Genomic DNA, 22,439 nt, shown 5'->3' with positions numbered 1-22,439 from the left:
GCCTGGGCGCAGTATTTGCCCCGATGTCACCCATGCAACCGCGCAAACCGTGGCTAATGGCCTGCACGTGACCTTTGCCATGGCACTGGTCTTGATCGTCCTCGCAAGCCGCTTTGCCTGGCGCCGCCACAGCGCCGTGAACGGCCCGCAGAACACCCGTTGAGGCAAAAAAACAAAAAAGGCGTTGCGCCAGACCGGGTTACATCGCGCATCATGGGCACTTTCAAGCTCAAGGGTAACGTCCATGCGCGTTCTGTCATTGATGATGGGTCTTACGACGCTGGCCGCCAGTCTGGCGTTCTGCGCCAGCGCGATGGCGAATGAAGAAAGTCAGTTGGTGCAACAGATCAACCAGTACCGCAGCCAGGTGCAGCGCTGCGGTGACCAGGGTTCACAGGAACTGCCACCGCTGGCCAGCGACACGCGGCTGGTATTGCCGGCCACCAATGTCGGCGATTTGCAGCAAGCGCTCGCGCGGGCTGCGTACCCGATGGTCAACGTGCAAGCCATCAGCCTGTCGGGGCCCAAGGATGCCCAGGCGGCCATGAAGGCGGTGCGGGAAAGTTTCTGCCGCGTGGTGCTGGACCCGCAATTTGTCGACATCGGCGTGAGCAACAGCGGCGAGGACTGGCGCATTGTGCTTGCCCGCCCGCTGCTTTCCAGCGGTTTGGGTGATTGGCAGACCGAAGGCCGGCAGCTGCTCAACCTGATCAACGCCGCCCGTGAACAGCCGCGCCAGTGCGGCACCCAGGCATTTGCCGCGACCACGCCATTGTCGTGGAACGACGACCTGGCCAGCGCCGCCAACAGCCACACACGCAATATGGCCAACGGCAACTTCTTCGACCACCTGGACCACGACGGCCGCACCCCGGGTGATCGCGCCGAACTGGCAGGCTATATCGCGAAAAATATCGGCGAGAACATCGCCGCCGGCCTCGACACGCCGCGCAAGGTGGTGGATGGCTGGCTCGCCAGCCCAGGGCATTGCGCCAACCTGATGAACCCGCAATTTCGCGAGTTGGGCGCCGCTTATGCGATGGACCCAAAGAGTGACGCGGGCATTTACTGGACCGGTTTGTTCGGCACGCAATAGCGGTTGGGCAAGCGCCCAACCCGGCCGAAGCAAGCCTGCTCGAACGCGTAGGAAATCAAAGTGCCACCTAGCCGATAATTGCGCTGAACTGCTGACGATCAACTGTGTCTGTAGCTGGGCGCCATGAATGTTCAGGCGCGCTGAAGACTCTGGCAAACAAGGTGTTCTCCCAATGATGAATTGGCTGCAAGGCAGCAGCGACATGGCCGAACGCGTGCGTCAGCATGATTGGGCGAGTACGCCATTGGGTCCGCTGGAACACTGGCCCGACGTACTCAAAACAACGGTCGCGCTGTGCTTTGCCTCAAGCTTCCCCCAGTCCATCAGTTGGGGGCCACACTTGATCACGCTCTACAACGATGCGTTTGTCCCCATTCTTGGCGATAAACCCTACTCGTTGGGCCGTCCTTTCAGTGAAACCTGGCGCGAAGTCTGGGATGAAGTAAGCCCCATCGCCCACGCGGCCTTTGAAGGGCACGCGACCTATGTCGAGAATTACCCGCTGGTGATTGAACGTGGCAACGGCCCGGAGCAATCGTATTTCACGTTTTGCTACAGCCCTGTGCGCGACCCGCTGGGCGCGGTCGTGGGCATGCTCAATACCGTCACCGAAACCACCGCAACCGTATTCCTCAGCCGTCGCCTGGCCGTATTGGATGCGATTGGCAGCGCGGTGGCCAACGCCACCGACGCCGAAGCCATCATGACCCTCACCACGCGCCTGCTCGCCGAGCACATGCAGGTGTCCATCTGCGCCTATGCCGACATGGAAGCCGACGAAGACAGCTTCACCATCCGCGACAACTGGGCCGCACCGGGCTCGCCGAGTATTGTCGGGCGTTACAGCCTGGCGGATTTCGGCGAGCAGGCCGTAAGGTGCCTGCGTGCAGGCGAGCCGTTTGTGGTGAATGACAACCGCGTGGAGTTCAGCCACGAGGAAGCCGCCGCCTACCAGTCGCTGGGCGTGACGGCGACGGTGTGTTTTCCGTTGATCAAGGATGGGCGCCTGACAGCACTGATGGCCGTGCACCATAAATTCGCGCGTCTGTGGTCACCGTACGACCTGGCGCTGGTGGGTGAAGTCACCGAGCGCTCCTGGGCGCATATAGAACGTGTGCGCGCCGACGCCGCCGTACGCGACGGCCTGGCGGCGATCACCGAACTGAATGCCACCCTGGAACAACGCGTAGAAGAGCGCACCGCCGCATTGACCCAGGCTGAAGCGGCGTTGCACCAGTCGCAAAAGCTCGAGGCGATCGGCCAGTTGACCGGCGGCGTGGCCCATGACTTCAACAACCTGCTGACGATCATTCGCTCCTCGGTGGATTTTCTGCGCCAGCCGGGGCTGTCCGAAGAGCGACGCACACGCTACATGAGCGCGGTTTCAGACACCGTCGAGCGCGCCAGCAAGCTCACCAGCCAGTTGCTCGCCTTCGCCCGCCGCCAGCCGTTGAACCCGGAAGTTTTCGATGTGTGCGAGCGGGTCAAGAACATCGGCGAGATGCTTGAAAGCGTGACCGGCGCGCGTATCACTGTGCAGATCGAACTGCCCCGCCTGCCATGCTATGTGCGCGTTGACCCGAGCCAGTTTGAAACCGCGCTGATCAATATCGCGCTCAATGCCCGCGATGCCATGGACGGCCGCGGCACCCTGACACTGCGCGTCGCCACGGTGGCAGCGTTGCCACTGATCCGTGGCGATGTGCAAGTACAGCAGCCGTTTGTGGCGATTGCGCTGGCCGACACCGGCAGCGGCATTGCCGACGACACTGTCGAGCGCATTTTCGAGCCGTTCTTTACCACCAAGGCGGTGGGCAAAGGCACGGGCCTTGGCTTGTCGCAGGTGTTCGGGTTCGCCAAGCAATCGAGCGGTAACGTCGACGTGTCTAGCACCCTGGGGCAAGGCAGCGTGTTTACCCTGTACTTGCCCGAAGCAGAAGCCGAGACGGTGCAGGCCAGCCTGCCCCAGGAGGACGGCTCGCTGGTCCACGATACCGCGCAGCGGCATATTCTGATCGTCGAAGACAACCTCGAAGTGGGCCGCTTTGCCAACCAGATCCTGCAGGACCTCGGTTACCAGACCACCTGGGCCACCGACGCCGAACAGGCACTCGCATTGGCCGGTGCCGATGTGATGGCCTTCGACGCGATTTTCTCCGACGTGGTGATGCCGGGCATGACCGGCGTGGCGATGACCAGACTGCTGCGCCAGCGTCGGCCGGACCTGCCGGTGGTGCTGACTTCCGGCTACAGCGAAGAATTGGCCGACAGTGGGTACGAAGGGGTCGAGTTCCTGGCCAAGCCCTACTCCGCCGACCAAGTGGCACGCGTGCTGGCCAAGTCGATGCAGCGCGCCTGACGCCTACTCTGCGATTGCCACCTGGTTACGGCCCATGGCCTTGGCGCGATACAGCGCCTGGTCGGCGGTGTTCATCAGGCTGTGCAGGTCCTGATCGAGGCTGCGGGTCGTCGCCACACCGAGGCTGGCGGTCAGGCCCTGCACCGGTTCGGCGGCGAGGCCGGAGATGGCCTTGATCAGTTGCTCGGCGATATCCCGTGCGGTTTCCAGCGAGGTATTGGGCAACAACACCGCAAACTCCTCGCCGCCGAGCCGCCCGTACACGTCGGCCTGGCGAAACGATGCGCTGATCACCCCGCCAATCTGGCGCAAGACCTGGTCGCCGGCCTGGTGACCGTAGGTGTCATTGATGGCTTTGAAGTGATCCATGTCCATCATCAGCGCGCATAACGGCTGCTGGTTATGGCGACATTGCGCGTACAGCACTTGGGCATGTTCGAAGAATGCGCGGCGGTTCATCAATCCGGTGAGTTCGTCGGTCTGGGCAGCGCGCGTCGAAATCGTGTGCGCACGTTCCATCTGCCGGGTCAGGCGAAAGGCTTTTTCCAGGGCATCTGCCAATTTGCGCGTGGCGCTTGCCGCGAAGGTCGAGAACACCAGCACCACCACGCCCACGCCCACTTGCATCGACGAGGGCTGGAACAGCAGCCACAGCGTGCAGGGGAACAGCACCAGGGCCATGGAGCCCAGCGTCATGTAACGGTAAGCGGAATAACACGAGACGGCGCTGACCGACATGCCCACGGTGAACAACATGACCAGCACCTGGGAGACGCGGTCGTCGGTGGGCATCACCGCCAGGGCGCCAATGCCCCACACACCCGCGGATAGCATCAACGTCACCCAGTAACGGCGCTCCCAGCGGTCGGGGGTACGTTCGCTGTTCGGGCAGCGAAACCATTGCATGAACATCTGCACCCGCAGCAGCGAGGTCACTGCCAGCACCGATAACCAGATCAGCATGACGGTGTGGTCAAAGCGGTCCCAGCACAACCAGCAGAGCATGACGGCGGCCAGGTAACTGCCGAAAATGGCAGCGAAGGATTGACGAAACAGCAGATGCAAACGGTCGGTTCGCACCAGTTCTTCTATCAAACCATCCTGGTCCTGCCCATGCTCTAGGCCGTTCATTCAATACGCCTGCTTCGACTGCCGCGACTAGGGCGCCATTGTGGCACCCTGCCAGTACTGCGGACAACAGAATCCGGCACCTTGGCGCCCTTAAAGCGTTTCCGGCCGCAGAATCAGCACACCCAATGGCGGCACATTCAACAACAGTGACACCGGCTGCCCATGACGTGGTTCCTCCTGCGTGAACACTTCCCCACCGTTGCCGTAGTTGGAACCGGCGTACATGTCGGCATCGCTGTTGATCACCTCGCTCCAGCGCCCTGCAAATGGCACGCCAACGGCGTAGGCTTCACGCGGCACCGGGGTGAAGTTAGCGACGACCAGCACCGGCTTGCCGTCCTTGCTCCAGCGCAGCCAGGCATAGACGCTGTTGATCGCATCGTCGCCGATCAGCCACTGGAAGCCTTGGGGCGCATCATCCTGCTCATGCAGCGCCGGTTCCTCACGGTACAGGCGGTTGAGGTCGCCAACCAGTTTCTGCACGCCCTGGTGTTCAGGGTATTGCAGCAGGTACCAATCCAGTTGCTGGTCATGGTTCCACTCGCGCCACTGCCCAAACTCGCAGCCCATGAACAGCAGCTTCTTGCCGGGGTGCATCCACATGAAACTCAGGTATGCGCGCAGGTTGGCAAACTTCTGCCAGCGGTCACCGGGCATCTTGTCGATCAGCGAATGCTTGCCGTGCACCACTTCATCGTGGGAGATCGGCAGGATAAAGCGCTCGGACCAGGCATACACCAGGCCAAAACTCAGCTCGTTGTGATGATGGGCGCGGTACACCGGATCCTGCTGAATGTAATGCAGCGAATCGTGCATCCAGCCCATGTTCCACTTGTAGTTGAAGCCCAACCCGCCCTGCTGGGTGCTTTGGCTCACACCCGGCCACGCGGTGGATTCTTCGGCGATCACAAGTGCGCCCGGTGCTTCCAGCGCCACCACGTCGTTCAAATGACGCAGGAAGTCGATGGCTTCCAGGTTCTCGCGGCCGCCATGGCGGTTAGGCACCCACTCGCCGGCTTTGCGCGAATAATCGCGATACAGCATCGACGCCACGGCATCCACCCGCAGGCCGTCGATATGGAAGTGCTTGAGCCAGTGCAGCGCCGAGGCCAGCATAAACCCGTGCACTTCAGTGCGGCCCAGGTTGTAGATCAGTGTGTCCCAATCCTGATGGAAGCCTTCCAGCGGGTTGGCGTACTCGTACAGCGCGGTGCCGTCGAACTGGGCCAAACCGTGGGTATCGGTCGGGAAATGCGCCGGTACCCAGTCGAGGATCACACCAATATTGGCCTGATGGAGGGCGTTGACGAAGAAGCCGAAATCTTCCGGCGAGCCAAAGCGCGCGCTCGGAGCAAACTGCGACAACGCTTGATAACCCCAGGAACCGCCGAACGGGTGCTCCATGATCGGCATCAGCTCAACGTGGGTAAAGCCCAATTGCTGCACATACGGCACCAAGCGCTCGGCCAGCTCGCGCCAACCGTACTGGCGGGAGACTTCACCGGCCTCGTCGAGCTCGCATTGCCAGGAACCCACGTGCAGCTCATAAATCGACAGCGGCGCCGAGGGTTTCTGCTTGTCGGCGCGCGACTGCATCCACTCATGGTCCTGCCAGTCCACCTGCAGCGGCGCAGCGACTTTCGAGGCGGTGTCGGGCGGCAGCTGGGTCGCCAGCGCCATGGGGTCGGCCTTGAGCGGCAGGATGCCGTGGGCACCGAGAATCTCGTACTTGTAGGCCGCGCCCGGTTGCAGGCGTGGGATGAAGATTTCCCAGACGCCCGAGGGGTGACGCAACCGCATCGGATGGCGACGGCCATCCCAGATATTGAAATCACCCACCACCGACACGCGCCGGGCGTTCGGCGCCCACACGGCAAAGCGCACACCCTGCACGCCATCGACGCTGGTCACCTGCGCGCCGAGGCAACTGCTCAGGTCACGGTGATTGCCCTCGGCAAACAGGTACAAGTCCATTTCACCGAGCAGCAACTGGCTGAAACTGTAAGGGTCTTCTGCGATCTGCTCGCCGCCGGCCCACTGGATTTTCAGCAGGTAGCTCTGGCGTGTCTTGAAGTGGCCGACAAACAAACCTGGCACCGGGCTGGCGTCCAGGTTGCCGAGCGTCTCACCGCTGTCTCGCGCCAGCACCTGAACACTCAGGGCTTCGGGCAGAAACGCGCGGATGAACTGGCCGCCTTGCTCGTCATCATGTGGCCCGAGAATCGAGAACGGGTCATGGTGTTCGGCGCGTACCAGTGCTTCGACGTCCTTGGACGCCGGCATTGCAGTCAGTTTCGGTTGCAGCGGTTCTTTATTTGTAAAGCTCATGACGTCTCCCCACCGCGTGCATTTTTCGATATAGGTGTTAGCCCGCTGAGCAGACCGTGCAAACCTTGCAACGGCACCGGCAACCAGGTCGGGCGATTTTCCGCTTCGTAGGCCACTTCATACGCGGCCTTTTCCAGGCTGAACAACGTCAGCGCAGCGCTCTGGCCTTTGGCATCCTGCCAGTCATGCGCCAGTGTAGACGTCGCCTGATGATAAGCCTGGGTAAATGCCTGACGTGCTTCACTCAAGTACCGGTCGGTCACGCGCTTGCGGGCAATGTCCGCTTCGGGCGAGTGATCCACACCTTGCACATTCAAGGCCATGGCGGCGGCGTAATCGAACGAGCGCAGCACGCCACTGACATCTTTATAGGGGCTGTGCTTGCCGCGCCGCTCATGCAGCGGACGCGCCGGTTCGCCTTCAAAGTCGATCAAGTAAGCATCGCCCTTGACCACCAGTACCTGGCCCAGGTGCAAGTCACCATGAACCCGGATCCGCAACCCGCCGGCCGTGGCTTTCGCCAGGGCCTGAACGTGCGTGCCGATGGCTTTTTTCTGCGTCAGCAATTCACTGACCAACGCCTGATCGGCAGGGTTCAATTGACTTTGATGAAGCTTGAGCAAGTGCAGCGCGCGGTCGATCTGCGCGCCCACGTCCTTGGCCCAGGCCTGGGTGTCCTTGACGCTCGTGACTTCGGGCTTGAAGCCCTTGTTGGTGGTTTTTGCCGCCAAGACTGCGTGCATTTCGCCCAGGCGCTGGCCGAGCAAACCGGCAAAGTCTTGCAGTTCGCCGAGGGCGTTGTAGTGCTGTTCCTGTTCGGACATGGCTTCGGCCAATTCGTCGCGAATCGCCCGCTCCAGGCTGTTTTGCGTCCAGGCCCATGCATCGCCCTGGTTGCTGAGGTAGCCCTGGGCAATCATCAGCAGGTTGTCTTGCCCTTCACCGTCACGACGCACCATCGAGCCCAGCAACGGCGAGATGTTGGGGTAACCGGCTTCGGTCAGGTAAGCGCTCATTTCCAGCTCCGGGTGCACGCCGGCGCTGACTTTGCGGATGAGCTTGAGCACCAGGCTTTCGCCTACCACCACCGAACTGTTGGACTGTTCGGCGGCCAGGTAGCGCACCTGCGGCTCGTCGCCCAGTTGCAGCTTGGCCAGATGCGGCGTGGCCTCGAAGCGCAAATCACCTTCGCCGGTGTTCAGCACGGTGCCGGCTTGCAGGCCATGGATCACCGCACGAATAAAGTGCTCAAGGCTGAAGGCGTCGGTCACCAGGCCGACCTGACGCGCACGGCGTACACGGGCGAGCGCCAATTGCTGGGGCAGCGCACTGGTGAGCTGGTCTTCGCCGAGAAAGCCGAACGGGAGCTGATAGCGGCTGACCTGGCCGGCGCTGCTCACCTCGATTTCGCTGAGCAGCACCGGGTGCTGCGGGTCGCCAAAGCGCACGCCGTAGGCAATGTGCACGCTGTCGATGGCGGTGTCCTTGCCGGCAAACCAGCGCCGCTTTGGCAGCCAGGCGGGCAGCGAGGTTTGTTCCAGGGTGCTGCGGCACGGTTCTTCGAGCAGTTCTTCCATGCGTTTTTTCAATACCAGTGTGGTGAAGTCCGGGATGCTCTGCGCCGGTTCCACATGCCAGCTCGGCATGTGGTTTTCCGCCGCCAGCACAAACCAGTAGAAACCGTAAGGCGCCAGGGTCAGCAGGAAATTGAGCTGGCCAATCGGCGGGAAGGCATTCCCGCCGAGCATCTCCACCGGCACCATGCCGGCGAACGCCGACAGGTCCAGTTCGGCGGCCTGGGCACTGCGTGACACGTTGGCCACGCACAGGATGATTTCCGTGCGGCCGTCTTCGCCGGTGAATTCACGGGTGTAGGCCAGGATGCGGCGGTTGCTCGGCGAGAGCATTTTCAAGCTGCCACGGCCAAAGGCCTTGGACTGCTTGCGCACCGCGAGCATGCGCCGGGTCCAGTTCAGCAACGAGTGCGGGTCCTGGGCCTGGGTTTCGACGTTGACCGACTGGTAGCCGTAAAGCGGGTCCATGATCGGCGGCAGCACCAGGCTCGCCGGGTCGGCGCGGGAAAAGCCGCCGTTACGGTCGATGGACCACTGCATCGGGGTACGCACGCCGTCGCGGTCGCCCAGGTAGATGTTATCGCCCATGCCGATCTCATCGCCGTAATACAGGGTCGGCGTGCCCGGCATCGACAGCAGCAGGCTATTGAGCAGTTCGACACGGCGGCGATCACGCTCCATCAGCGGCGCCAGGCGTCGACGAATACCCAGGTTGATCCGCGCGCGACGGTCGGCGGCGTAGTAATTCCACAGGTAGTCACGTTCTTTGTCGGTGACCATTTCCAGGGTCAATTCATCGTGGTTGCGCAGGAAGATCGCCCACTGGCAATTGGCGGGAATCTCCGGGGTCTGGCGCAAAATATCGGTGATAGGGAAGCGATCTTCCTGAGCCAGCGCCATGTACATGCGCGGCATCAGCGGGAAGTGGAACGCCATGTGGCATTCATCGCCGTCGTCACCCTTTTTGTCACCGAAGTACAGCTGCGTGTCTTCCGGCCATTGGTTGGCTTCGGCGAGCAGCATGCGGTCGGGGTAATGCGCGTCGATCTCGGCACGGATCTGCTTGAGGACGTCATGGGTTTCCGGGAGGTTTTCGTTATTGGTACCGTCGCGTTCGATCAGGTACGGAATGGCGTCCAGGCGCAGGCCATCGATGCCCATGTCCAGCCAATAACGCATCACCGACAGCACCGCCTTCATCACCTGCGGGTTGTCGAAGTTAAGGTCTGGCTGGTGAGAATAGAACCGGTGCCAGAAGTACTGGCCAGCGACCGGGTCCCAGGTCCAGTTGGATTTTTCGGTGTCGAGAAAGATGATCCGGGTGCCGTCGTATTTCTGGTCGTCATCGGACCACACATAGAAGTCGCGCGCGGCCGAACCCGGCTTGGCCTTGCGCGCACGCTGGAACCAGGGATGCTGGTCGGAGGTGTGGTTGATCACCAGTTCGGTGATGACCCGCAGGCCGCGTTGGTGGGCTTCGGCAATAAACCGCTTGGCGTCGGCCATGGTCCCGTAGTCGCTGTGCACGCCACGGTACTCGGCGATGTCATAGCCGTCATCACGGCGTGGCGAGGGGTAGAACGGCAACAGCCAGATGGTGTTTACGCCCAGGTCGGCGATGTAATCGAGCTTGGCGATCAGCCCGGGAAAGTCACCGATGCCATCGTTGTTGGAGTCGAAATAGGATTTGACGTGAACCTGATAAATCACCGCATCCTTGTACCAGAGCGGGTCTTTGATAAAGGTGGCAGCCTTGGGTTTCTTCGCCATTGGTAACTCCTGAAAATGCTGAAAAACCAACTGGTGGAGCGCGCTCCCTAAAGGCGCCGTGTACCGGCGCCCGCAGGTGACTGGCTGGTTTCAGGAGGTGGTGATTCTCCAAATTCCAAACGGTATGTGCGGCTCCAGCCGCATCCACTGAGTCTTGCCGTACCAGGTCCAGCGATGCCCGTTCATCAAGTCTTCGCCTTGGGTCTGGGCATCGTCCGGCAAGCCCAGTTCCCACAGCGGCAACTCGAAATGCGCTTCCTGGGCATTGAACGGGTCAAGGTTCACCGCGACGAGAATGAAATTGCTGCCGTCTTCACTGCGTTTGCCGAAGTACAGGATGTTGTCGTTCCAGGCGTTGTAGAGCTTCAACCCCAAGTGCGTCTGCAACGCGGGGTTCTGCCGGCGGATACGATTGAGCTGCGCGATCTCGGCAATGATGTTGCCGGGCGCGGTGAAATCACGCGGACGGATCTCGTACTTCTCCGAATCCAGGTACTCCTCCTTGCCCGGCACCGGCGCGGCTTCGCACAACTCAAACCCTGAATACATGCCCCACAGGCCCGAGCCCATGGTGGCCAGTGCGGCGCGGATCAAGAAGCCCGGTCGCCCGGATTCGTGCAGGAAGCCGGGGTTGATGTCCGGCGTGTTGACGAAGAAATTCGGTCGGTAGCACTCGCGCCAGGGCGATTCGTTCAACTGTGCAAAGTACTCGCTCAACTCGGCTTTGGTATTGCGCCAGGTAAAGTAGGTGTAACTCTGCGAATAACCGACCTTGCCCAGGCGCGCCATCATTGCAGGCGTGGTGAATGCTTCGGCGAGGAAGATCACGTCCGGGTGTTTGCCGCGCACGTCACTGATCAGCCATTGCCAGAAGGGCAGCGGCTTGGTGTGAGGGTTGTCGACCCGAAAGGTCTTCACGCCCTCTTCCACCCAGCCCAGCACGACGTCGCGCAGCTCAGTCCACAGGCTCGGGATCGCATCGGCGGCATAGAAGTCGACGTTGACGATGTCCTGGTATTTCTTCGGCGGGTTCTCGGCGTATTTGATCGTGCCGTCCGGGCGCCAGTTGAACCAGCCCGGGTGCTGCTTGAGCCACGGGTGGTCCTGAGAGCACTGGATGGCAAAATCCAGAGCGATTTCCAGGCCGTGGTCGGCGGCGGCCTTGACCAACCGGCGGAAGTCATCGCGGCTGCCCAGTTGCGGGTGAATGGCTTCATGGCCGCCCTCCTCGCTGCCAATCGCGTACGGGCTGCCGGGATCATCGGGGCCGGCGGTCAGGGAGTTGTTCTTGCCTTTGCGATGACTGCGCCCGATCGGATGGATCGGCGGGAAGTACAGCACGTCAAAGCCCATGTCATGGATCATCGACAGGCGCGAGTGAACGTCGTTGAACGTGCCGTGGCGGGCAGGATCGTCGGTGATCGAGCGCGGAAACAACTCGTACCAGCTGGCAAACTGCGCCGCTGTGCGCTCCACATCAACCGGGTAAACCGGGCTGACGCTCAAGTAGGCACGATGGTCGGCCTGGGTCATCAGGTGTGCACTGTCTTCGTGCAGAAACTGCGCGACCTGCTCGGTTTCCAGCAAGCCCGACAGTTCGTGGTGCAGCAGCATCAGGCGATCGCGCAGCTCGTTGTCACTGCGCTCGGCGGCCTGCAACACCAGGCTGCGACCTTCCTGCAGTTCAAGGCTGACCGGCACGCCGGCCTCGTGTTTCTTGCGCAGCTCATAACAGAAGCTGGCAAAGGTATCGATCCAGGCTTCGATGCAATATTCGTGGGGGCCTTGCTGCGTCACGGTGAACGCGCCTTCCCAGCCATTGTTGCCGACGTCGGCCATCACCACGCTGTGCCAGCTTTCGTCCTGCAACGGGCGCCAGCGGATCAGTACGGCAAGCTTGTCATGGCCATCAGCAAAGACCTTGCTGGTGACATTGATGCGCTGGCCGACCACGGCTTTCACGGCAAATTCGCCGCCGTCAATTACAGGCGCGGTACTTTCGATAGCGATCCTGGGCAATAACAACGCCTGGGATAGCGGCAAAATGGAATCGTCTGGAGCCAGTGTTTCAGCAGTCATCGAGCATCTTCCCCTTACGCCCTGTGGACGCTCTTTGCTTGATCCGAATTCTGATAGGGCAACGCTCTCCCTGAGCAAGGCCGTAATAGGTCCGAGCCTGGCGTCAGGTGAAAAGTTCAGGTGGATATGTCGCCATTGGGCGGGGAATCAATTCCCCCAAGCGGATGTCCACCGGTAGAGCAAAGCACAAAGGAGGCCACACCGATGAATATCCCGATTCCGGCTGAAACACCTGATCCGAACATCGACGACCCAACGTTACCGCCCGCTGAGCCAAAGCCGATTCCCGAACAGGAACCCCCTGAAAACGACCCACCGCCGGTGCAGGAACCGCCAACGAGCGAGCCACCGGTCATTCTGTGACGCAGATGTTGCAGATTCAGCATCCGCTCGCCGGGTCAGCCTGGTACTGCCGGCGCAGCACTGGCCGCTGAACCGTGACTCGCGAGCGGGCGTTGACGCAGAAAATTCCCACTCACTTAAAAGGCAAACCCCTAACCCCAACTGACGTGGTCGTTCTCATACTGATTTTGCGCTGATTCCATATCCAAGCCCCTGACCCCAGCGCTCGTCCGATTTGTTTTTGAGGATCTATCATGTCGACCATCCATCAGCCGTCGCGCGCCAGCGCCGAAGTCACCCCAGGCCATCTTCACGCCCACCCCATTTCACCCTCACCCGTAAGCGTGTCTGCTCAAGCGCTGGACGCGTTGCTCCGGTCGGCACCAAGCACCACCCGCGAGCCGATGCGTGCAGATGGAGCCCCACCCCCAGCCGCCGACCAGGCTGCCCTGGAAAAACAGCTCAAGCAGCTCTGCGACCAGTTGGACCGCAAAACCGTTGAGCGCCTGATGCGCGACCCTGGGTCCAGAGAGTCAACAGCCAACTTCAACACGATCGACCGGCTGTTGACCCCAGACAACCTCAAGTGCCTGTTGAGCGGCCCCAACGCAACGTCCTGCTTCAAGATCCTTGCCAGGATCGAAACCCAACTCAACAAAGATTCGATTGACGCGGTCTTGAGCCCCATTGAAAACGAGCAGGTCGGCGCCTATCGCAATTACGTGGAGGCGGCGCTGTTCGCGTTGAAAGCCAGTTTGATGAAAGCCTCGCCGGGCAGTCGCTTTGATATGGTTCGCGCGTTCTCCCGCCAGGAGCACGCGCCCCTGATCAGCATTCAGGACTCCATGCGCAGCCTGGAGGCCAAGGGTAAACACCTCTGCGACATTGCCACTCAGGTCCGGAAGGTGACCGAGCCGTTGCAATATGCGCATCTTGAGGATTGGCAGCGACGGGATCACTACGAGTCCGACTGTAAAAACCACCCCAAAACCTACAGTTTCACTAACACCCTGGAGTCCACGCTCGACCACCCGTGTGAAATCAGAAACTTCGTCACCGACCGGGACAAGCTGGACGTCACCGGCATTCGCCGGCAACTGAATAAACCGCTGCACTGGGTCAACCAGTTATCCGGCGCCAGTGGTGAGATGCAGCTGAAATACTCGCGTGCGCACAATGCCAGCGTGCTGGTGATTTCCGGCAACCAAGGGGAGCCTGCGCTGGTTGCGAAGATATTTGGCCAGGTCAAAGAAAACGATCTACTCACCTGATCGGCGGTCATCATCATGCTCGAACGCCCTGACGATCCGGGGCATCACGCTGAATACCGCCAAGGCCAGCAAGGTACTGAGCACCGCTGTCGATTCGCGGCCCATGCCGGCGGCAACCCCGATTGCCGCCGTCATCCACAGGCCGGCAGCCGTGGTCAGGCCTTTGACGTGCTGGCCCTGCTCATCTTCCTTGCCTTTGAGAATGGTGCCGGCGCCGAGAAATCCGATGCCGGCAATCACGCCTTGCAGCACCCGGCTCATCGCATCCGCCTGGCTGCCTGACGTCTGCGGCACCAATACAAACAGCGCGGCGCCCAACGCCACCAACATGTGGGTGCGTACACCCGCCGCCTTGCCCTTTTGTTCCCGTTCGAACCCGAGAATGCCGCCCAGGAGCGCGGCGATCAGCAAGCGCACGGTGATCTGGGTGAGTTGTTTCGCATCGCCGATGTCGGCAAATTCGGCTTGCAGGGTTTGCCACACTTCGCTCCACCAGGCATCCATGGAAAGCGGTCCTTTGTGATTATGGGTTAAGCATGGACAACGGCGACCGCCAGTCAGTTGCCTGGAACGCCGGGCAACCGGGTGAACCCTAATGATCACCCGCCAATGGAAAAGGAGATCACCATGCCTGTACGTATCGATAACCAGACGTGCTACTTCAAGGTCGATGAAAACGGCCAGGAGCGCAGCCTGCCTGCATCCGAGGTGACGGTCAGCACCGACAGCCTCAAGGCCATGTCTTTTGTGACGCTGGATAACGACAGGGTCTACATCACCGAGGCCGAAGCCGATGCCTTGACCGTCGCCGGTGCCGTGGACGGACGCAAACACTTGAAGGCGACCGACAGTGATTCGGTGATTTGATTGATCTGTATCAATGTGCGCTTCTTGCCGCTGCACTCCTGGCACCACGGAGTGCAGCAACTGGCCGCAGCCTTGCTGAAAAACCCATCTGATCCGCTTTTTATCGCCCTAGCTGAGTCTGTTATGCACACAGAGCGGCGTCCATAGTTCATCTGCCTGATGGAGGCTGATGAGCGAACGACCATGAGCGAAAGAATCCCAACCGTGGAAACCTTTGAGCCCATACACCCAAAGAAGGTGAAGGCCAAATCCAGCGACACCCTGATCCATACCCGCAGCTTCACCGGCCTGTTTCGTACTTTGCGCGTAGCCGGCGCCGCGCTGCTGTTCCTGGCTTTTTTCGGCACCGTATGGCTGAACTGGGGTGGGCGCCAAGCCGTACTGTGGGACTTGGCTGAGAGCAAATTCCACATCTTCGGCGCAACCTTCTGGCCCCAGGATTTCATCCTGTTGTCGGCGCTGCTGATCATCTGCGCCTTCGGCCTGTTTGCCATCACCGTGTTCGCAGGCCGGGTGTGGTGCGGCTACACCTGCCCGCAAAGCTCGTTTACCTGGCTGTTCATGTGGTGTGAAAAGGTCACCGAAGGCGAACGCAACCAGCGTATCAAGCTGCACGCGGCGCCGTGGAGCCTGAACAAGCTGGCGCGGCGCTCGGCCAAACACACGTTGTGGCTAGGCATCAGCGTGTTGACCGGGCTGACGTTTGTCGGCTACTTCACGCCCATCCGGCCCCTGGCCTTGGAGCTGCTGACCTGGCAAATGGGCGGCGTCAGCCTGTTCTGGGTGCTGTTCTTCACCGCGGCCACGTACATCAATGCCGGCTGGCTGCGTGAGGCGGTGTGCATGCACATGTGTCCCTATGCGCGCTTCCAGAGCGTGATGTTCGACAAGGACACCCTGACCATTTCTTACGATGCGGCGCGTGGAGAACACCGCGGCCCGCGCAAACGAGACGTGACGCCCGCTGACGTCGGCCTGGGTGACTGCATCGACTGCCAGCTGTGCGTGCAGGTGTGCCCCACCGGTATTGATATTCGCGACGGCTTGCAGATGGAGTGCATCGGCTGCGCGGCCTGCATCGACGCCTGCGATTCGATCATGGACAAAATGGGCTATGCCCGCGGGCTGGTGAGCTATACCTCCGAGCATCAACTGCAGGGCGGCAAAACCCACCTGCTCCGGCCGCGACTGATCGGCTACAGTGCCGTGCTGCTGGTGATGATCGCCGCACTGGTGGTGGCCTTGGTAGGACGGCCGATGGTATCGCTCGACGTCACCAAGGACCGCGGTATGTTCCGCGAAAACAGCCAGGGCTTGATCGAAAACATTTACAGCCTCAAGGTCATCAACAAAACCCAGCAGCGCCAGCACTATCGCCTGGCGTTGGTGGACGCCGAGGGGTTCGTGCTGCAAGGCAAGACCGAGCTCAGCCTGGCGCCAGGGGAAATCAGCGATGTGCCGGTGTCGGTGGCGTTGCTTGCCGACAAGCCGGCGAGCAGTTCACAGACCTTGCGGTTCAAGGTGACGGACGTGGATGAGCCCTGGATCTACAGTGCGGCCGACAGCCGCTTTGTGGCGCCGATGAACCGCTGAGGTCCAACTGACACAGGCCCGTAGCCACTGTTTGCCGTGTGTTCATAATGAGAAAACTGTTTTTAAGGCCTTCATGAAACGCTACGAAAAATTCGCCGATGACATCGCAGAACTTATCCGCTCCGGCGTGCTCGGGCCCGGCCAGCGCGTGCCGTCGGTGCGCTATGCGAGCCAGACCTACGGCGTCAGCCCGTCCACGGTGTTCCAGGCGTATTACCTGCTCGAACGCCGTGGGCTGATTCGCGCGCGGCCGCGTTCCGGTTACTTCGTCAACACCCACGCACCGAGCCCGTTTTCCGAGCCGGTGGTGAGTGAGCATGTGCACGAATCCACCGAAGTCGATGTAAGTGAACTGGTGTTTTCGGTACTGGACTCCATCAAAGACCCCAACACCGTGCCCTTCGGTTCGGCCTTTCCCAGCCCGATGCTGTTCCCTTTGCCACGCCTGGCACGTTCGCTGGCCAGTGCCAGCCGCGAAATGGACCCTCGCCTGGTCGTGACCGACATGTCACCGGGCAACCCGCAGCTGCGCAGGCAAATTGCCCTGCGTTACATGGTCGGCGGCCTGATGCTGCCGATGGAAGAGTTGCTGATCACCAACGGCGCGCTCGAGGCCCTGAACCTGTGCCTGCAGGCCGTGACCGAGCCGGGCGATCTGGTCGCCATCGAAGCGCCGGCGTTTTATGCCTGCCTGCAAGTGCTGGAACGTCTGAAGCTCAAGGCCGTGGAGATTCCGGTGCACCCACGCGACGGCATTGACCTCAACGCCTTGGCGCAAAGCCTTGAGCGCTACCCAATCAAGGCCTGCTGGACCATGACCAGCTTCCAGAACCCGATGGGCGCAACCCTGCCGGAAGCCAAAAAGCAGGCGTTGGTGGAACTGCTGCGCAGTCACCAGGTGCCGCTGATTGAAGACGACGTGTACGCCGAGTTGTATTACGGGCAGCACGCGCCCAAACCGGCCAAAGCCTTCGACACCGAAGGCCTGGTGATGCACTGCGGTTCCTTCGCCAAAAGCCTGGCCCCGGGTTATCGCGTTGGCTGGGTGGCCGCCGGGCGCTATGCGCAGAAGGTCGAGCGCTTGAAGCTGATGACCTCGTTGTGCCCTTCAATGCCGGCGCAGGCGGCGATTGCCGACTACCTGCAGCACGGTGGCTATGACCGCCATTTGCGCAAGTTGCGCTATGCCCTGGAAGAACAGCAAAGCGCAATGCTGGCGGCTATCGCCCGCTATTTCCCGGCCCAGACACGGGTCAGCCAGCCGGCTGGCGGGTATTTTTTGTGGCTCGAACTGCCGGAGCAAACCGATTCGCTGAAGCTGTTCCAGATGGCCCTGGCCCAAGGCATCAGCATTGCGCCGGGACCGATTTTCTCGGCGACCCAGCGCTTCAGAAATTGCATTCGCTTGAATTACGGCAGCCCGTGGACCGAGGCGTCGGAGAAAGCGATGGAAACGCTGGGGCGGATCGTGCGCTCGTTTTGAACGGGCTCGCCGGAGCCTGACCGCCGGGCAACGTTCATCCTGTTAGCGAAGACGTTTGGGCCTTGTTACACTCGCCGCCCCTCAACGCTCATGGATGACGCCGATGCTTCGCCCACTGTTATCCGCCCTTTGCTTGCTGGCGCTTGCCAACCAGGCCCAGGGCCAAACCACTGCCGCCACCCCCGATCAGCTGTTCAGCGATTTCTCCCGCTGTGACGCACGCTTTTTCGAAACCCTCAACACCGCCTCCCTGCCCGCCGGCACCCTGCGCGTGGCCAAACAGGCCAACGTCAGCGCTCCAGTGGTCATGAACCCACTGCAGGAAGGTGGTCGCTATCAGGCCTTTGAGCAACCGCTGGTGGTCAACGGCGTGCGCCTTGTGGGGTATCACAATGAAGCCATGTCGTTGCCCAATGTCGGCAATTTGCTGTTCTGGGGATTCGTCGCCGAAGGTTCGGTGAGCGATGTTGCCGAGCGCCTCAAGCCCTTGATCGCCGACCACGCACGCCTGGTAGCAGAACGCGGCAACGTCAGCCGCGCCGATATTCGCCGGGTGGGCGACCCGATCGGCCAATGGCGCACCGAAGGCTTGGCGGGACCGGGCGTGGCCACGCCCTTTGGCTTTGTAGAACGTACGCTGAGCCTGGAAAAAGGGCCGACCGAGGGCCGTACGAAGATCTTCTGCTCCTTGCAAGGCACCGTCACGCCTGCCCTGCTGCAAGTCTATCGCCCCGACCTCAACGCCAATCTGCTGGACTGACCAAGCATGCCTAACGCCTCTATTCGTGGTTTCGCCCTGCTGGCCGTTGCCGCAGTCGTCACCGGTTGCGCGCACCAGCCAACCCCCGCCGAACTCAACCTGCAGCATTGCGTCAACACCAGCAAGGCCATGAGAGCCGAGCAAAATCAGCAGGTGATTCAAGAGTCAGAGCTGTGCCTGACGAAGAACACCCTGCCGCCCAAAATCAAGAGCACCGTGTACCTGCTGCAGTCAGTGGCCTACACAAACCTCAAGCAGTATCCGCAAGCCATCAGCGCGCGCGAAAAATCCATCGCCACCAACCCGCACCCCGAACCGCGCGCGACCCTGGAACTGAGCTACCTGTACCGCCTCAATGGCAACCCGCAAAAAGCCCTCGAACTGGTGCAGTCCAATCTGGATGCCGGCCTGGGCGAGAATGGCAAAGGCGCCGGGTTCAACATGCCGACGTTCTATCATCTGGGCCTGGCGCTCTACGATCTCGGCCAGTACCGCGAAGCCGCCGAAGCCTACAGCGCCGGACTGATCAAACAGCCTGACTACGCGTGGGCCTACTACCAGCGAGCGCTGGCCTATGACCGGCTGGGCGATAAGGAAAACGCTCGACGCGACTTGACCCAGTTCGCCAAACGCGTCGACCCAAGCACGGTGGAGGCACAACACAAGGCGCAGTTGGCGGCGTATCAGATCAAGCTGCCCTGAGCGTCGCAGTGAGGCGCCCCCTTGGGTGCCTCACTTAACAGCCGGTCAACGGCGGTGATCAGCGACCGCCGCCCAGGTCCAGGAAGGTGCCGGTGGTGTACGAGGCCTTGTCCGACAGCAACCAGATAATCGCCTCGGCCACTTCGTCCGGGCGCCCGCCACGGGCCATCGGAATGCCGGACTCCAGTTTGCTGACCCGGTCCGGGTCGCCACTCAGGGCGTGGAAGTCGGTAAAGATATAGCCGGGCCGCACGGCGTTGACGCGAATCCCTTCACCGGCAACTTCTTTCGACAGCCCCAGCGTGAAGGTGTCTAGTGCTCCCTTGGAGGCGGCATAGTCGACGTATTCACCCGGCGAACCCAGGCGCGCCGCCACTGACGACACGTTGACGATACTGCCACCCTGCCCGCCATGCCTTGGCGACATGCGCAGCACCGCATGCTTGGCGCACAGGATCGGCCCGAGCACGTTGGTTTTCATGATCTTGAGGATGCGGAATTCGGACATCTCGTCGACCCGCGACTTATGCCCCACAGTGCCGGCGTTGTTCACCAGCGCGGTGACGCGGCCCAGCTCGGCATCCACGCGACTGAACAGCGCGACCACTTCATCTTCGATGCTGACATCCGCACGCACTGCAATCGCCTGGGCGCCGAGGGCGCGAACCTGTTCGAGCACGCTGTGGGCGGCGTTTTCGTCGGACTGATAGTTGATGCAGATGCGGTAGCCCTCGCGAGCGGCCAGTAATGCCGTCTCGGCGCCGATGCCCCGGCTGCCCCCAGTGATGATGACGACTTTGTCCATGCGTGCGGTCTCCTGACTCAACCTGATGGTTAGGGTTGGGGCCAAGAATACTCGTCACGCACGGCTTTTGTCAGGCGCTCCCGCCTCTTCGCCACGCTGGATGTCGGCCATGAAACCGTCAGCCGGCAAGGGATGCCCCAACAGATAGCCTTGCAGCGAGTTGCACCCCAGGCGGGTGAGGAAACTCTGCTGCACATCAGTCTCCACGCCTTCGGCGACAATCCGCAGCCCCAGGGCCTGACCGAGGGCGACGATGGCGGAAACGATGGCGGCATCGTCGCTGTCGTGTTCCAGGTCGCGGACAAACCCGCGATCGATCTTCAGCTCATTGGCGGGCAGGCGCTTGAGGTACATCAGGCTCGAATAGCCAGTGCCGAAGTCATCGATGGACAGGTCGACGCCCATGTCCGACAACTGCTGCAACACCGTCATGCTCGCGTCGGCGTCACTCATGGCGGTGGTTTCGGTGATTTCCAGGGTCAGGCTATTGGCCGGCAATTGGTGACGGTCGAGGGCTGCGGCCACACTCTTGACCAGCCCGGCATGGCAAAACTGCAAGGCCGACAGGTTCACCGCAATGCGCCAGTCTTCGTAGCCCAGCGCATACCACAGCCGCATCTGACGACAGGCTTCGTTCAACACCCACTCGCCGATAGGAATAATCAACCCGGTCTTTTCCGCCAGGTCGATAAACGTCGCAGGCAACAACAGACCCTGCTGCGGATGCTCCCAGCGCAGCAAGGCTTCGGCGCCGACCGGGATGCCGCTCAACGCATCGATCTTGGGCTGGTAATACAAACGAAATTGCTCGTGCTCGAGGGCGTTGCGCAGGTCCTGCAATAACTGCAACTGCTTGCGTGCGTTGGTGTTCATCGACGCATCAAAGAAGCTGTAACCGTTCTTGCCCATGCCCTTGGCGTGGTACATGGCAGCGTCGGCGTTCATCAACAGCTCTTGCGGGTTATTGCCGTTGCCCGGAAACAGCGCGATACCGATGCTGGCGGAGATTTTCAGTTCATGCTCGGCAACCTTGAAGGCACGGTTGATCAGCCCGACCTGACGTTCGGCGAGGCCCACGGCGTCGTCCGGCTGCGTCAATTGCACCAGCAACACAAACTCATCCCCGCCGATACGGGCCAGCGTGTCATGGCCGCGCAGGTCCTCGCGCAAGCGCAGGCCCACCTCGCGCAACAACTGGTCACCCATGTGATGACCAAACGCATCGTTGACCGGTTTGAACCCATCCAGGTCGATGAACATCAGGGCAAAGCAACCGCCCTGCTCCTTCACCGCCTGAATGGCTTGCTGAATACGGTCGGCGAGCAAGGTGCGATTGGGCAGGCCGGTGAGCATGTCGTGCAGGGCCAGGTGCGTCAGTTCCTGGTTGGCCAGGGTCAGGGAATCGGCGAGTACGGCAGTGCGCGCTTCAAGGCGAGCGTCAAGCAACGAAGTCAGCAGCGCGATGATCAACACGGCCAGCGTGGTCACCGGCACCAGGTTGTCCAGGCCCTTGCCGCTCAGGCCCGTCAGGGCGGCGCCGCAAAAGCTGTTGTCATCAAAGCGCGCAGCGGCCATGCCGGTGTAGTGCATGCCCACGATTGCGATGCCCATCACCACGGCTGCGCCGCCGCGTGCCAGGCGTACGTAAGGCGTGTTGCGACGCAGGTTGAAAGCGATCCACAGCGCAGCGCCGGACGCGATGACCGCGATCAACAATGAAGCGCCGAACAGGGTCGGGTCGTAGTCGATGCCCGGCGTCATGCGCATCGCGGCCATGCCGGTGTAGTGCATGCTGCTGATGCCCGCGCCCATGATCAGCGCACCGAACGCCAGTTGCCACGCCGGCAGGCGTGGCTGGCTGACCAGCCATAAGGCAAAGCCGCTGGACAACACGGCGATCAGCAGGGACAGCGCGGTGATGCCCAGGTCAAACCCGAGGGCAAACGGCAGGCGCAAGGCCAACATGCCGATAAAGTGCATGGACCACACGCCTACGCCCATCGCCAATGCGCCGCCCGTCATCCACACGTACACGGCGCGGCCCCTGGCGGTCGCGAGACGGCCGGCGAGGTCCAGCGCGGTGTAGGACGCCAGGATCGCGACGAACAGGGAAATCACGACCAAGGAGGGGGAATAGCTACCGATCAGCATGGAATGTCTCAGAACTGACGGGCCTGGAGCGCCCGTGCCAAGTGGCAAAGCGGGCGATTGTAGCGAGAATAATTATGGGCGCGTTGATTAATTACCATGGGGCAATTAGTGGCGTTTTGACGTCAATC

The 22,439-nt window shown here is 61.3% G+C and carries 16 protein-coding genes; 9 read left to right on the top strand and 7 right to left on the bottom strand.

What is annotated here, in order from left to right:
* Positions 1-244: 244 nt before the first annotated feature.
* Both ACP7B3_RS00770 and ACP7B3_RS00765 read left to right on the top strand, forming a co-directional pair.
* Positions 245-1,096 carry a CAP domain-containing protein gene (locus tag ACP7B3_RS00770; RefSeq protein ID WP_145165639.1) on the top strand — a complete coding sequence of 284 codons (852 nt, stop codon included), beginning with the start codon at positions 245-247 and terminating at the stop codon, positions 1,094-1,096.
* A gap of 172 nt (positions 1,097-1,268) precedes the next feature.
* The gene (locus ACP7B3_RS00765) at positions 1,269-3,455 is read left to right on the top strand and encodes a response regulator (protein WP_404488057.1); all 2,187 of its coding nucleotides are present in this window, start codon (positions 1,269-1,271) and stop codon (positions 3,453-3,455) included.
* A gap of 3 nt (positions 3,456-3,458) precedes the next feature.
* On the opposite strand, the gene ACP7B3_RS00760 is transcribed toward ACP7B3_RS00765, so the two are convergent.
* The 4 genes from ACP7B3_RS00760 to ACP7B3_RS00745 all read right to left on the bottom strand — a co-directional run bounded on the left by ACP7B3_RS00760 (position 3,459) and on the right by ACP7B3_RS00745 (position 12,337).
* Positions 3,459-4,586: a diguanylate cyclase gene (locus ACP7B3_RS00760; protein WP_426177246.1), complete on the bottom strand. Its 1,128-nt coding sequence runs from the start codon at positions 4,584-4,586 to the stop codon at positions 3,459-3,461.
* Positions 4,587-4,676: 90 nt separating this feature from the next.
* Positions 4,677-6,914, bottom strand: a complete 2,238-nt coding sequence (glgB, locus tag ACP7B3_RS00755; protein ID WP_426177244.1) for a 1,4-alpha-glucan branching protein GlgB — start codon at positions 6,912-6,914, stop codon at positions 4,677-4,679.
* On the bottom strand, positions 6,911-10,258 hold the full coding sequence (gene treS, locus ACP7B3_RS00750; RefSeq protein WP_426177242.1) for a maltose alpha-D-glucosyltransferase: 3,348 nt from the start codon (positions 10,256-10,258) through the stop codon (positions 6,911-6,913). The genes glgB and treS overlap by 4 nt, the downstream gene beginning before the upstream one ends.
* Before the next feature lie 90 nt (positions 10,259-10,348).
* Positions 10,349-12,337 (bottom strand): alpha-1,4-glucan--maltose-1-phosphate maltosyltransferase, encoded by a 1,989-nt coding sequence (locus tag ACP7B3_RS00745; protein WP_426177240.1) that lies wholly within the window; start codon positions 12,335-12,337, stop codon positions 10,349-10,351.
* A gap of 204 nt (positions 12,338-12,541) precedes the next feature.
* Here ACP7B3_RS00745 and ACP7B3_RS00740 point away from each other — a divergent pair, with 204 nt between their 5' ends.
* Together ACP7B3_RS00740 and ACP7B3_RS00735 are read left to right on the top strand one after the other, a co-directional pair.
* Complete coding sequence (locus ACP7B3_RS00740; protein ID WP_178119749.1) at positions 12,542-12,700, top strand: hypothetical protein; 159 nt, start codon at positions 12,542-12,544, stop codon at positions 12,698-12,700.
* 233 nt (positions 12,701-12,933) lie between these two features.
* Positions 12,934-13,950, top strand: coding sequence for a M10 family metallopeptidase C-terminal domain-containing protein (locus ACP7B3_RS00735; protein ID WP_426177238.1), 1,017 nt, complete (start codon positions 12,934-12,936; stop codon positions 13,948-13,950).
* Here ACP7B3_RS00735 and ACP7B3_RS00730 read toward each other — a convergent pair.
* Positions 13,939-14,454: an MgtC/SapB family protein gene (locus ACP7B3_RS00730; protein ID WP_416363606.1), complete on the bottom strand. Its 516-nt coding sequence runs from the start codon at positions 14,452-14,454 to the stop codon at positions 13,939-13,941. The two genes, ACP7B3_RS00735 and ACP7B3_RS00730, sit on opposite strands and share 12 nt — an antisense overlap.
* 123 nt (positions 14,455-14,577) lie before the next feature.
* On the opposite strand from ACP7B3_RS00730, the gene ACP7B3_RS00725 reads away from it, so the two are divergent.
* The 5 genes from ACP7B3_RS00725 (at position 14,578) to ACP7B3_RS00705 (ending at position 19,355) form a co-directional block, all read left to right on the top strand.
* Complete coding sequence (locus tag ACP7B3_RS00725; protein WP_242197143.1) at positions 14,578-14,817, top strand: DUF3203 family protein; 240 nt, start codon at positions 14,578-14,580, stop codon at positions 14,815-14,817.
* Positions 14,818-15,000: 183 nt separating this feature from the next.
* Positions 15,001-16,410, top strand: coding sequence for a cytochrome c oxidase accessory protein CcoG (ccoG, locus tag ACP7B3_RS00720; RefSeq protein ID WP_426177235.1), 1,410 nt, complete (start codon positions 15,001-15,003; stop codon positions 16,408-16,410).
* Positions 16,411-16,483: 73 nt separating this feature from the next.
* The gene (gene mapR / locus ACP7B3_RS00715) at positions 16,484-17,893 is read left to right on the top strand and encodes a GntR family transcriptional regulator MpaR (RefSeq protein ID WP_145165649.1); all 1,410 of its coding nucleotides are present in this window, start codon (positions 16,484-16,486) and stop codon (positions 17,891-17,893) included.
* Positions 17,894-17,996: 103 nt separating this feature from the next.
* Positions 17,997-18,653, top strand: coding sequence for a hypothetical protein (locus tag ACP7B3_RS00710; protein WP_426177233.1), 657 nt, complete (start codon positions 17,997-17,999; stop codon positions 18,651-18,653).
* A 6-nt stretch (positions 18,654-18,659) separates the two neighbouring features.
* The gene (locus ACP7B3_RS00705; RefSeq protein WP_262206423.1) at positions 18,660-19,355 is read left to right on the top strand and encodes a tetratricopeptide repeat protein; all 696 of its coding nucleotides are present in this window, start codon (positions 18,660-18,662) and stop codon (positions 19,353-19,355) included.
* A 58-nt stretch (positions 19,356-19,413) separates the two neighbouring features.
* Here ACP7B3_RS00705 and ACP7B3_RS00700 read toward each other — a convergent pair whose 3' ends face one another.
* Positions 19,414-20,160: an SDR family oxidoreductase gene (locus ACP7B3_RS00700; RefSeq protein WP_106577891.1), complete on the bottom strand. Its 747-nt coding sequence runs from the start codon at positions 20,158-20,160 to the stop codon at positions 19,414-19,416.
* Between the two features lie 54 nt (positions 20,161-20,214).
* Entirely contained in the window at positions 20,215-22,311 is a 2,097-nt protein-coding gene (locus ACP7B3_RS00695) for a putative bifunctional diguanylate cyclase/phosphodiesterase (protein WP_426177231.1), read from the bottom strand.
* Positions 22,312-22,439: the final 128 nt, after the last annotated feature.

It is taken from the genome of Pseudomonas sp. TWRC1-2, assembly GCF_049896685.1.
In the GTDB taxonomy this organism is placed as follows: domain Bacteria; phylum Pseudomonadota; class Gammaproteobacteria; order Pseudomonadales; family Pseudomonadaceae; genus Aquipseudomonas.
Note: the sequence above shows the minus strand (reverse complement) of the source record. Positions and strands in the feature narration are given on the sequence as shown.

Excerpts from the sequence above, each read along its gene's own strand:
- ACP7B3_RS00770 (WP_145165639.1), top strand. The coding sequence starts at position 245 with ATGCGCGTTCTGTCATTGATGATGGGTCTTACGACGCTGGCCGCCAGT.
- ACP7B3_RS00765 (WP_404488057.1), top strand. The coding sequence starts at position 1,269 with ATGATGAATTGGCTGCAAGGCAGCAGCGACATGGCCGAACGCGTGCGT.
- ACP7B3_RS00760 (WP_426177246.1), bottom strand. The coding sequence starts at position 4,586 with ATGAACGGCCTAGAGCATGGGCAGGACCAGGATGGTTTGATAGAAGAA.
- glgB (WP_426177244.1), bottom strand. The coding sequence starts at position 6,914 with ATGAGCTTTACAAATAAAGAACCGCTGCAACCGAAACTGACTGCAATG.
- treS (WP_426177242.1), bottom strand. The coding sequence starts at position 10,258 with ATGGCGAAGAAACCCAAGGCTGCCACCTTTATCAAAGACCCGCTCTGG.
- ACP7B3_RS00745 (WP_426177240.1), bottom strand. The coding sequence starts at position 12,337 with ATGACTGCTGAAACACTGGCTCCAGACGATTCCATTTTGCCGCTATCC.
- ACP7B3_RS00740 (WP_178119749.1), top strand. The coding sequence starts at position 12,542 with ATGAATATCCCGATTCCGGCTGAAACACCTGATCCGAACATCGACGAC.
- ACP7B3_RS00735 (WP_426177238.1), top strand. The coding sequence starts at position 12,934 with ATGTCGACCATCCATCAGCCGTCGCGCGCCAGCGCCGAAGTCACCCCA.
- ACP7B3_RS00730 (WP_416363606.1), bottom strand. The coding sequence starts at position 14,454 with ATGGATGCCTGGTGGAGCGAAGTGTGGCAAACCCTGCAAGCCGAATTT.
- ACP7B3_RS00725 (WP_242197143.1), top strand. The coding sequence starts at position 14,578 with ATGCCTGTACGTATCGATAACCAGACGTGCTACTTCAAGGTCGATGAA.
- ccoG (WP_426177235.1), top strand. The coding sequence starts at position 15,001 with ATGAGCGAAAGAATCCCAACCGTGGAAACCTTTGAGCCCATACACCCA.
- mapR (WP_145165649.1), top strand. The coding sequence starts at position 16,484 with ATGAAACGCTACGAAAAATTCGCCGATGACATCGCAGAACTTATCCGC.
- ACP7B3_RS00710 (WP_426177233.1), top strand. The coding sequence starts at position 17,997 with ATGCTTCGCCCACTGTTATCCGCCCTTTGCTTGCTGGCGCTTGCCAAC.
- ACP7B3_RS00705 (WP_262206423.1), top strand. The coding sequence starts at position 18,660 with ATGCCTAACGCCTCTATTCGTGGTTTCGCCCTGCTGGCCGTTGCCGCA.
- ACP7B3_RS00700 (WP_106577891.1), bottom strand. The coding sequence starts at position 20,160 with ATGGACAAAGTCGTCATCATCACTGGGGGCAGCCGGGGCATCGGCGCC.
- ACP7B3_RS00695 (WP_426177231.1), bottom strand. The coding sequence starts at position 22,311 with ATGCTGATCGGTAGCTATTCCCCCTCCTTGGTCGTGATTTCCCTGTTC.